The sequence below is a fragment of the Gemmatimonadota bacterium genome, assembly GCA_009838845.1.
In the GTDB taxonomy this organism is placed as follows: Bacteria; Latescibacterota; UBA2968; order UBA2968; family UBA2968; genus VXRD01.
In genome coordinates this window covers 18,115-29,610 of the sequence record VXRD01000053.1, presented here as the reverse complement: position 1 = coordinate 29,610, position 11,496 = coordinate 18,115, and the positions used below count along the sequence as shown (strand labels likewise).

Genomic DNA, 11,496 nt, shown 5'->3' with positions numbered 1-11,496 from the left:
GGCCTATTTGTCTATGAACTGGCCTGAACCAGTTGTACCCCGTTCCGTTGATTCGCTGATTCGTTGATTCGCTGATTCGTTGATTCGTTGATTCGCTGATTCGTTGATTCGCTGATTCGTCTATGAATACCTTACCCAAAGAAAACGAAATAGCTTTGTTCCGCTACAGAAATCGGTTAATGGCGGGCGTGTGTGTCAACATCTCGCATACCAGAGCCAGATTTGCGGTATCGGCGCGTACATCGCACAATGTACCCATAGAAAATATACTTCAGACAACCGGACATATCGGAAATAACAAAACCGCCGGCACAGCGTGGCTCAACCGGGCAGAAACCACAAGCGCCGACATTGACCTTTGCGACCTGTGGGAACTCGTCGTAGAAGAAGATGAAATCTGGGATCTGAACGAACTGACCGAATTGCATTACAATCACACGCCGACATCGGAACAAATGTCGGCATTTTTAGTCGCATTGGAAACGAGTGCCTACTTCGATGCCGAAGGACGGAGATTTCGCGCACTTGATCGGACAGAAGTCAGCCACAGATTGGAAATAGTCGCTCGCGACAAAGAACGAGAAGCGGAACGAGAGGCATTTTTGAAATGGCTTCAGTTTCAGGGCACCGGCAAAGACGAATGGATCGAACGGATAAAAGACGTCGCACTACACGGCGAACAAAGCAAACATGCACACTGGCTGGAACGCATGGCCGGCGAGACCATCTCTGCGCGGAAAGCTTTTGATCGCTTAGTCGCCGAAGGCATATGGGATCGGCATGCCTTTGTCGAATTGATGCGCGAAGATGTACCTCTGAATTTTCCCGACCCATTGATCAAAGAAGCGGACGCGATTCAAGCCATGTATAACAGAGCGCTATTCGCAAATCGCCAGGACCTGACGCATATAGATGCCGTGACCATTGACGACGCATCGACAACAGATATGGACGACGCGATATCAGTTCAATTTCGAGAAGACGGCAGCCATCAAATCGGCGTGCATATTACCGACGTCTCCTCGTTGATCCCCGCGCATTCAGCTCTCGATGAAGAAGCCAGAAACCGCGGCGCAAGCCTCTACTTTCCAGAGACCAAATACCCCATGTTGCCGCCCGTTCTATCGGAAAATCTGGGCAGTCTCATCCCGAATGAGAATCGGTTGGCCGTAAGCCTCTTGTGGGATGTGGGATCAGATGGCGCAATGGAAACCCCGGCCTGGACGCTTTCCGTCATCCGGTGTTGCGAAAAACTGAGTTATGACGAAGCAGACGCAATACTCGACGATGCGACGCATCCCAGGCACGCGATATTATCAGCCCTATTTGACACGGCAGAATCGCTTTTAATACAGCGCGTCGAAGCCGGTGCTGTAGCGGTTGATCAAGTTGATCGCCGCGTGAATATCTCGGCTGAAGGAACCGTGAATATCGAAATAAAAAAACGCGACTCCAGGGCTGATTTGCTGGTCAGCGAACTGATGGTCAAAGCCAATGTCGAAGCTGCAAAATTGTGTGTTGAACAAAACGCACCCGCGATCTTTCGCGTACAAGACGCGCCCGACCTCTCCGATTTAGAACCCACGGATAGCGAGCAAGTACACCGCTATCAGACACTGACGCGCATGCGTGCAGCTGCAATCTCACTACAACCCGGTCTGCACGGTGGCCTGGGGGTAGAACCCTATTGCCAGACCACATCTCCCTTGAGGCGATTCATAGACCTGGTATCACAGCGACAACTCGTCGCCATCATCGACAACAGGGCCTTGCCCTATTCCATAGATGACCTGACGACACTTTGTCCCTACCTCGAAGAACGCCTCCGCCTGATCAACCGCCTGGAACAGCGCAGAGAGCGATACTGGATATTCCACCATCTCGTGCAATACAGAGGGCAGGTATTTGACGCACTCGTGTTAAATACCTGGGACCACCGCGCCCGGATCGAAATCCCGGACTATGCCCTGCAAGTTGACATGCGCTTGTCGGGACAAATCCGCGTGGGTGAACGCATAAGCGTGCGCCTGACGCGGGTAGATCCCTGGGCAGATGATATTCAATTTGTCATGGAATAAAAAGGGTACAAGAGCATGATCCGTATATGGTGTCTGTTTTTCTTTTTATCGCTCGCCCCACACCTTTGGGCAGATGTGCCCAACGGGGGGTTTGAACAAATCACAGCATCGCAGATACCTGTAAATTGGTCTCCCGTACCCGATTCTACGCGGATCATGGTCGAACACGAACGCGCTCACAGCGGCAAAACCTCAGTCCTTATGCTGGGAGGACCGCGGGGAGAACCCACCGCACTGATCAGCGATCCCATCGATATTCAGCCGGGAGCCGTTTATGTCTTAACCGGATGGGCGCGTGCCGACAGCGCAAGGGCTTTTGCACGCATCCAATGGTTGGCAGAAGATCAGACTCCGGTGGGCGAAAGCGGGACAACAACAGAAGTAACAAGCGCGTCGTGGACGGAATGGGCCGGGACTTTTGTGGTGCCAACAAAAGCCGTGTTTGCACATGTGATATGTCTTATAGACGGAAAAGAAGCGGCTTTTGACGACGTACGACTACACAAAATCGCACCGCGAATGCCCCCAGGTCTTCAATTAAAAGCAACGGATTTTCCCACACAGGGCACGCGCGTCTCAAGAGTACGCGTAACAATACACGACAGCGTTGTCGCGCTACCCCACCAGGTAACTCAACAAGACAGTGTGATTTCTCATAATGGAGCCGTGGTTATCTTCGAAGCGAGTCGCGGGCAAATAACCCCCTGGGCACAAATGAGAAATGGCACAGCGACAGCCACATTGCGCGACGCCGATGAAAATATGGGCGGCATCTATGTGCGGGCGAGGTTGGCCCACCTCAGCGCCCGCACATACATTGGCGACAAAAAAGCGACCCGATTGCGCGGTCGTCTTTTCAACGCCGAAACCGGGCAACCCCTATTGGGCCGGATAATCGTCGCCGATTCTCTGGGTACTATTTTACAGACGGGATTTGCAGAACGCGGCTTTGTTGCCAACAGTGAATTTGCAATTGATCTACCACCCCAAATAATCACCGTATCCGCAATACGCGGTTTTGCGCACCTGCCGCCAGAACCACAGGTCTTGCACCTCGTGCCCGGTCGTGAACACATGATAGAATTACCCTTCAAACCCTGGGGAGACCTCCATGCGAGAGGATGGGTGGCTGGCGGTCTTCTCAACAGCACTGCCAATGACGCGCGGGCGCGCGGACTGGACTGGGCAGCTTTGCCAGTGAATGCGAATGGAGATTCGATACTGACACTACCCGGCAAATATGTTGAAACCCGCGGGGGAAAACAATGGGTATTGGGCACCACGGGGCTATTTACTCCCGAGCAAACCGGATTTGAAGTACATGCCCAGGCGCATTTAGACCGAGGTATTACTGGCTATACAGATATTCTGGACACATCGTTATTCGATATTCTCGCTGGCCCTGCTTTTGACGCACTTGATGTCGCACATCCCGATGCACGAGCAATCTGGTTTGCACTGCTCAATCGGGGGTATCGCATTGCAGGTACAGCTTTTTCCGACGAACATTTTCGCACATACACACAGGTACCCGGCGATCTGACCGCCGATAGACTAATGCGCGCAATAGCCAACGGACAAAATATGATAACCAACGGGCCTCTGATCTCATTATCCATCTTTGCAGCCGGACCCGGCAACCAATTGCCAGCAGGCCACAAAAGACGGGCAACAATTCACGCCTGGGCAGCCGCAAAATCCGATGCGTATTTGACGCGCATTGAACTAATCCGCAATGCACGGGTAATTCAGAGTTGGGATTTGGAAGAACAACCCCGGAAATATCGGATATCGACAACACTCGAAGATACTGTCAACTGCTGGTACCTCGCCCGGTGCTATGGTGCAGACACATCGCGCGTGGCATTGACGAATCCGATCTACTTCGAAACAAAAAATTTCGCGCCTCCCCAACCTGTTCAGGCTATAGTACAGGGCAAAATAGAAATGAGCGACAATTCTCCCGTACCCCAGGCCGTTGTTCGAGCGGTTGATCCCATTGGCAGAACAGTCCTGCAGACAGTAGCCCGACACGGAGCATTTCAAATTTGGGTACCTGCGACCAGCCAGATTCGCGTAGAAGCAAAAGGCTGTGAAGCACCACCGCAACGCATCTTTGACCATCGAAATATTCAGCGCCTATTGCAAACGCCTGTCAACCTGTCTGAACTGAACGCCCTGGATACGCTGACCGAACAATTACAAGCCATTGACATGGTGTTTGTTCTCAAACGATCACAATAATTTGGCCACCGTATTATATTTATCCTGTAGAAATATGTACATTTTCATTTTCATACCAGGAGAATAAAATGAATAAAATTCTGGTGGTTGAAGACGAACCTGATATATTGGAAATGGTGCGCTACAACCTCGATCAAGCTGGGTTAGATGTTGAAACAGCAGAAGATGCCGAGCGTGCCCTCCAGAGCGTTCATGAGGTTCTGCCAGATTTGATCATACTGGACCTGATGCTGCCGGGCATAGACGGACTGGATATGTGCAGGCAATTAAAACAAGATGCTCGAACCCGTCACATACCCATCTTAATGTTGACCGCACGCAAAGAGGAAGTAGATCGCATTGTGGGATTGGAGTTGGGAGCCGATGACTACGTTGTCAAACCCTTTTCCCCGCGCGAACTCGTCTTGAGGGCACAGGCGATTCTGCGGCGCAGTCAGGACAGTTTGCAATCGACCACTGATGCCTGGTTACATACGGGACCGATATCTATCGATAAAGCCGCACACCAGGCCCTGTTAAACGGTGACCCATTAGAATTGACGGGCACAGAATTTAAACTGCTCATAACCCTGATCGAACGCCGCGGACGCGTGCAAACACGCGATGACTTACTCGATACAGTATGGGGTTATGAATACAGTGGTTATGGGCGCACGGTTGATACGCACATCAGGCGGTTGCGCGAGAAACTCGGCGAAGCGAGCGAATGGATCGAAACCGTGCGAGGCGTGGGTTATCGATTCCGCCGAGAGAGAGTATAGAATGCGTTTGCACTGGAAATGGATGCTCGCCTGCCTTTCTGTACTGGTACTGGTACTGGCATCTGCACATCTGTACCTGGATCACGTCATACGCGACTTTTGGGTTCATCATCTCGAACAGAGACTTTTGCGCGAGGTGCGTTTTGCCCGCGTGCATATCAGCGAGGTGGCAAATACCGATGAGGGACTCGTCCCGCTTGTCGATGAAGTGGGCGTGCGTTTGGGCGTGCGTGCAACGTTGCTCAACGGTCAAGGGCGCGTATTAGCCGATTCGGAAACCGACCCATCTGATCTGAGTGCGCTGGAAAATCACGCCGATCATCCAGAAATCAGCGCGGCACTTCAACAGGGGCGGGGAAGTAGCTTGCGTTATAGCAAGGCACAGGATATCGAAATATTATATGTCGCAACTACAGTACCGGAAATTGGAGATGGAGATTTTGTCCTGAGATTGGCCCTGCCCCTGCGCGATATGGGGCATATAGAACAACTGATTGCACGGGCGATATGGATGACATCGATACTGGGATTATGCCTCGCCCTGTTATTGGCTTATGCCACCTCGCGATATATCTCCCGCCCGATTTTAGATGCCATCTGGTTCGTCAAAAACATTGCTTCGGGGAGATTAAAACACCCCACACTCCGCATTGGATCCACGCGAGAATTGCGCGATTTGGGCACAGCATTAGACGACATGCGCCGGCAGGTCCAGGCGAAAATTGGGCAAATCACACTTGAAAAATCGCGTTTAGAAGCCGTCTTGCCGAGCATTACAGAAGCAATTCTGGTCACGGACCAGAGGGGTCGCATTCTGATGGGCAATCAGACATTTGAGAAGCTATTTGGTGTATCCGACGCCATTGAAGGGCGCATGCCCATTGAGCTTGTGCGCCATCGGGATGTGCAAGATGCGATTGAGCAAACCCTATCAACCGGACAAGTGGCGTTTTTGGATCTCACCCGCTCAGATGGCCGAGAACGCCATTTCGATGTGCAGATTGCACCTATTTTGCAAGACGATCACATCGCGGGTTCTGTAACTATTTTTTACGACATCACTGAACTGCGCCGCCTGGAGCGCATTCGCAAAGATTTTGTCGCCAATGTTTCACATGAATTGCGCACCCCGCTCACAACCATTAAGGGATGTGCAGCCACGCTGGCAGACGGCGCCTTAGACAACAGAGAAGCCTCACAGCGATTCGTGCAAATGATTAACACCCATGCGGATCGCCTGCACAATCTGGTAGAAGATATTCTGGATCTGTCGCGTATAGAATCGGGCGCTCTGCCTCTTGAGATCGACGTATATCCCGTGCAGGAGATAGTCAATTCCGTCGTTGGACAGATACGCCCACTGGCAAAAGAAAAAAACCTTGCCATCGAGATAAACACAAAAGAAAACGTGCAGGTGCAATGCGACCGCAAGCTCATCGAACAGGCATTGCTCAATCTGCTCGACAACGCCGTAAAATACACACCCGAAGGGGGTAAAATCTGGATTCAGACGCGGGATTTCAAGCGTGTGAAAAATGTAGATGAAGACCGTCGCAATAGACATGGTGAAAATGCGACGCAGACCCGCAAGCGTCGCATTGCACTTGAAGTAAAGGACACGGGTATTGGGGTACCGCTTTCAGATATGGATCGCATTTTTGAGCGATTTTATCGGGTCGATAAAGGGCGGTCGCGGGCAATGGGCGGGACGGGCCTGGGCTTGTCAATTGTTCGGCACATCATGGATGCACACGGCGAGCGGGTCTATGTCGAGAGTGAACAGGGCAAGGGATCGACATTTGGATTGACATTACCACGGAAATAAAAAAGGGATCGCGTTAAATAACACGACCCCTTAAATCTATTGGTCGGGGCGAGAGGATTTGAACCTCCGGCCTCCTGCTCCCGAAGCAGGCGCTCTACCGGGCTGAGCCACGCCCCGTTTGCTATTTGTCTAAAAAAATACCACAATTTCATTCTCAGGCAAGAAAAAGATTCACGCCGTCTGAAATGCTGCAACAGCCTCATCTACGGAATTGTGCAGATCGAAAATTTTAATCAACTGCGTCTGCACAAAAACGCTGATCACATGATCGTGGGCATTGGCGAGTTTCAAATCGCCGTTGGCCTTGCGCAAACGCTGCAAAAGCGCGGTCAAAACCCCAAATGCCATGCTGTTTAACCACCGCACCTGTCCCAAATCCAAAACCACTTTCATCCCATTATTCTTTTCGAGAAATTCAGTTACATAATCGGCCAACTCCGACATCTCGCGGTCTGTCACCTGACCGTCGAGCTTTATAATGCGAATATTACCCTGCATTGTTTCTTCAAAAGCCATCTCGTTTTCCTTCCTATTTGTGAACCAAATCTCCTTGCATCTCAAGCGCGGCTGCAAGAGATTCCACATGCGCTCTCAAATCTGCCACAAAGCGCTCAGCACCTGACCAATTTTCATCCTTTGCCAACTCTTCAATTGTCGCGGCAACCTCCCTCACATTATCCGCGTAAAACAATTCGGCATTTTCTCTCAATTCACGCGCGCCCTGGCGAAGCGTTTCTGTGTCGTCAAGAAGGCTTAACAAATCGCCCCTCGTTTGTAGAAACATCTCGGATAGCCGCACGAGAAGCGCCTCATCCCCGCCAACATGTTGCAATGATACCTCCCAATCGAGCGTCTGTTGCACGGTGGGACCGGTCGATTCCACCGCATCGTAAAGAAGGCGAGACCTGAGCGGCTTGGCGACAAACCCATCCATACCAGCCGCTATGCAAAGCTCGCGGTCGCCCTTCATCACATCGGCCGTCATCGCAACAATTCGAATATGCCCTCCCGATTCATTTTCCCGCTCGCGAATTTCTTTGGTAGCTTCAAGCCCATCCATTTCGGGCATTTGTACATCCATCAACACCAGATCAAAGGTATCGTCTTTGTCAAGTGCTTCCAGAGTCTCCACACCATTATTTGCCACAACGACTGTGTGACCGCGCTGGTGCAACATATCAATGGCGACGCGCTGGTTGACCAAACCGTCTTCGGCCAATAAAATGCGCAGAGATCTCTGCGCCTTATCGGTTACAATATCGCCCGTCCCCAGAGCATCTGGCGCAGATTCCTCAAATATACCAGCGATCAAATTAAAAAGATCGGATTGCTTGATGGGTTTGGACAGGTGCCCGGCCAGCATTTCGCTGGTAGAAGCCATATCCGGACGACCAGCAGAAGTCAACACCACCACGCGCGTGTATTTCAACGTTGCGTCAGCGGCAATCTGCCTGGCAAGCGCGTAACCGTTCATAACGGGCATTTCCGCGTCGAGCAGAACCAGTGGATATGGGCTACCCGCCTGTTGTGCGCGCAACAACTCTTCCAATGCTATCTGACCATTCTCGGCCAGAGCGGGTTTCAAGCCATGGCAGGACAACATCTCTTCAAAAATCACCCGATTGGTATTGTTATCGTCAACGACCAATACGGGCATGCCGTGCAATGTATCGGGCAAAATATCCCGGTACAACACACCGCTGGTCCGACGCGAAAAACTGGCTTCAAAAAAGAAAACACTGCCCTTGTTCGGCTCGCTTTTCACATCGAGTTTTCCACCCATCAGCTCGACCAATTGAGCCGAAATAGTCAAACCAAGCCCCGTGCCGCCATATTGCCGCGTCGTTGAACTATCGGCCTGATCAAACGCACTGAATATCTGTTGTTGTACCTGCAATGGAATACCGATACCTGTATCGCGCACCTCAAATCGCAGTTTTGCGTCCTCCTCGCGCATTTCTATCAGGTCAACATCGATATCCACACCCCCATGATCTGTAAACTTGATGGCATTGCCCGCCAGATTGACGACGACTTGTCTCAGGCGAATGGGATCCCCTATCAGATCATCGGGAACCTCTGGCGCAATCCGATAGGTCAACTCAAGCCCCTTCTCACTCGCCCGAACAGCCAGCGTTTGCAACGTATCGCCAAGCGTATCTCTCAGCGCGAACGGAATGCTTTCCAACTCGAGCTTGCCTGCCTCCACCTTGGACAGGTCGAGAATATCGTTGAGCAATACGAGCAACGTATCTGCCGAATTATAAGCGAGATCGGCGTATTCCTTTTGTCGCTCAGTCAACTCGGTATTGCCCAACAACTCAATCATCCCCATAATGCCGTTCATCGGCGTGCGAATCTCATGGCTCATATTGGCCAAAAATTGGCTCTTGGCCTGATTGGCTGCTTCGGCTGCTATACGGGCATTTTCCAGTTCTTTGTTCTGCGCCTCGAGGCGCTCGAGGTCGTCTAAACGGGTAATACCCATCGAGACCTGTTCTGCAATACTTTCCAAAAACAAAACCTCGGCCTCTGAAAAAGCAGAAACCTCATCACTCATCAAAGCCATTGTGCCCCGCACATGGGGGATATCGAGAATACACCGCACCTCAACCCCGTATCGCGCAGCTATGGCCTTGAAACCCACCTGTGACAACCCCCCCATATTTTCTACGAGATTCTCGCGGTAAATTGTCCTCTGTTGTTGCCACATCCGATAAACATTCGGCACCTCGCGCACCATGCGATTGATCTCCCCCGAAGGCATCACCTCGTGCGTTTCAAAAGTACGCGTTTTGGGATCGAGCAAACGATGCACGGCAATCGCGACAACGGATACATCGAGAGCCAGCAACTGTTCTCTACACACGCGAATAACCACCTCGAGATGCTCTGGCCGCGTCATCTGCTGCACGGCGTGACTGACCTGTATGAGCGCATTCTGAAAAGCCACCTGGTCGCCAAGCGCACCTTCTGCCCGCTTTTGTCCGGTAATATCGGCCACTGCACCAATCATGCGAATCGGCACTTCTTCACCCGCATCAAAAAATACTTTGGCTTTGCTGCTGACCCATCTCACCTCGCCATTGGCATGCACAATTCTATATTCAGTATCATAAGGCGCGCGTCCTTCAAGGGCTTGTCTGACCTCCTTCTGTGCGCGATCTTGATCATCCGGATAAACGCACGCCAACCACTCGGCCTCAGAGACCATCGTATCTCGTGGAGGAAAACCAAAAAGTTCGAAATACCGGTCTGTACACACGGCGCTATCGTTCTGTATATTCCAATCAAACAGACCAATCCCACCGGCTTCGAGCGCGTGTGTAAGACGCTCTTCACTCCGCTGCAATGCGTCTAACGCATCTCGAATCTGTTGAAAGCCACCAGTAGAATCAATCGTATGTGTATGTGTATTGCGTTTACCCATTCAATCAGCCCTATTCACCCTCTGTTCCCCGTGGTGTTACTTGTTCTACCGGGTCACCGCCCGGAATAGATTCAAAGAGAAAATTCATTTCTTTCAAACCGTAAATCACAATGACCAGGACAATCACAATAGCAATGACAATAAACCCATTCCTAACATTGCTCCCTTCTTCAAAACGTTGAAGAATGCTTTTGAACTTTTGTCTTTCAGCCTGTTCCTTGTGGATACGGTCCAAATCCTTAAGATCCATAAACACCTCCTGATACTATCGGAATAGCGATTGTAGGAAACCATTTGCCATTAAGATTGCAAACACAAAAACAGAAGTCAATCAAAAATCTACTTCTCCCTATTAGTGCGAGCCCCCCCACAACCTCAAACAATTGTGGTTGACACAAACAGCCAATTCGTTGTACCTATTATGCGAATGACCTTTTTCACATTCCCGGAGTCGGATTCGATGGCCCATCTCCCAACTTCTTGTGACGCGCTCATTATAGACCGCAACCCCATCCACCGCCACCTGCTCTACGCGCTCCTCGAGCAAAAGGGCTATCAGGTCGTGGCAGTTCCCGAACTGCCCGAGCAAGCCATATCCTATCATTTCGCAATGATTGACATAGATGAGTGTGAAAATATTGAACAACAAATTGCGCGGGCACAATCGGACATTCCCATTATTGGTCTCGTATCACACGAAAAATACGATCAATCCTGTCTCAACGCAGGTGCCACAGCAACGCTAATCCGCCCTGTTCGCGCAGACCAACTCGTTGCCGTCCTGCAAAATCTGAATGTGCCTGCCGCTTCCCAAACACCTCCTATTGACATTGATGGTATCATGACACGGGTAGGCGGAAGAAGGCAAATTCTAAAAAAAATGGTTGATATCTTCACAGAAGAATTGCCCGACCAGATTGCCGCATTGCATCGTGCCATTGACCAACAATCGCCTGAAGACCTGCGTCAGGCAGCCCACGCACTGAAGGGTTCCGTGGCCAATTTTGACGCCAAAGCAGCATACGAGGCAGCCTTCGCACTTGAGCAAATGGGCAAATCGAACAACTTGAACCAGGCCCCCGCAACCTTCCAAACGCTCGAACGCGAATTATCTGCCGTCCAAAATGCACTCAAAGAACTCACATATTCCTTTTGAAC

General features: G+C 51.0%; 8 protein-coding genes and 1 tRNA gene. 5 read left to right on the top strand and 4 right to left on the bottom strand.

The features are described 5' to 3' along the window. Window positions 1-122: 122 nt before the first annotated feature. The 4 genes from F4Y39_08070 (at window position 123) to F4Y39_08055 (ending at window position 6,908) form a co-directional block, all read left to right on the top strand. Window positions 123-2,078, top strand: a complete 1,956-nt coding sequence (locus F4Y39_08070) for an RNB domain-containing ribonuclease (protein MYC13669.1) — start codon at window positions 123-125, stop codon at window positions 2,076-2,078. A gap of 15 nt (window positions 2,079-2,093) precedes the next feature. Beyond that, window positions 2,094-4,322 (top strand): hypothetical protein, encoded by a 2,229-nt coding sequence (locus F4Y39_08065; GenBank protein MYC13668.1) that lies wholly within the window; start codon window positions 2,094-2,096, stop codon window positions 4,320-4,322. A 68-nt stretch (window positions 4,323-4,390) separates the two neighbouring features. After that, complete coding sequence (locus F4Y39_08060) at window positions 4,391-5,083, top strand: response regulator transcription factor (protein ID MYC13667.1); 693 nt, start codon at window positions 4,391-4,393, stop codon at window positions 5,081-5,083. Further along, a complete protein-coding gene (locus F4Y39_08055; GenBank protein ID MYC13666.1) occupies window positions 4,953-6,908 on the top strand; it encodes a PAS domain S-box protein in 1,956 nt (651 codons plus the stop codon). The genes F4Y39_08060 and F4Y39_08055 overlap by 131 nt, the downstream gene beginning before the upstream one ends. 40 nt (window positions 6,909-6,948) lie before the next feature. Here F4Y39_08055 and F4Y39_08050 read toward each other — a convergent pair. The 4 genes from F4Y39_08050 to F4Y39_08035 all read right to left on the bottom strand — a co-directional run bounded on the left by F4Y39_08050 (window position 6,949) and on the right by F4Y39_08035 (window position 10,588). Then, window positions 6,949-7,025 (bottom strand) — tRNA-Pro (locus F4Y39_08050). 54 nt (window positions 7,026-7,079) lie between these two features. After that, on the bottom strand, window positions 7,080-7,493 hold the full coding sequence (locus F4Y39_08045) for an STAS domain-containing protein (GenBank protein ID MYC13665.1): 414 nt from the start codon (window positions 7,491-7,493) through the stop codon (window positions 7,080-7,082). Continuing rightward, window positions 7,438-10,338, bottom strand: coding sequence for a response regulator (locus F4Y39_08040; GenBank protein ID MYC13664.1), 2,901 nt, complete (start codon window positions 10,336-10,338; stop codon window positions 7,438-7,440). Before F4Y39_08040 ends, F4Y39_08045 begins: the two co-directional genes overlap by 56 nt. A gap of 10 nt (window positions 10,339-10,348) precedes the next feature. Beyond that, on the bottom strand, window positions 10,349-10,588 hold the full coding sequence (locus F4Y39_08035; protein MYC13663.1) for a hypothetical protein: 240 nt from the start codon (window positions 10,586-10,588) through the stop codon (window positions 10,349-10,351). 171 nt (window positions 10,589-10,759) lie between these two features. Here F4Y39_08035 and F4Y39_08030 point away from each other — a divergent pair, with 171 nt between their 5' ends. Beyond that, window positions 10,760-11,494 (top strand): response regulator, encoded by a 735-nt coding sequence (locus F4Y39_08030; protein ID MYC13662.1) that lies wholly within the window; start codon window positions 10,760-10,762, stop codon window positions 11,492-11,494. The last annotated feature ends 2 nt before the right edge of the window (window positions 11,495-11,496 follow it).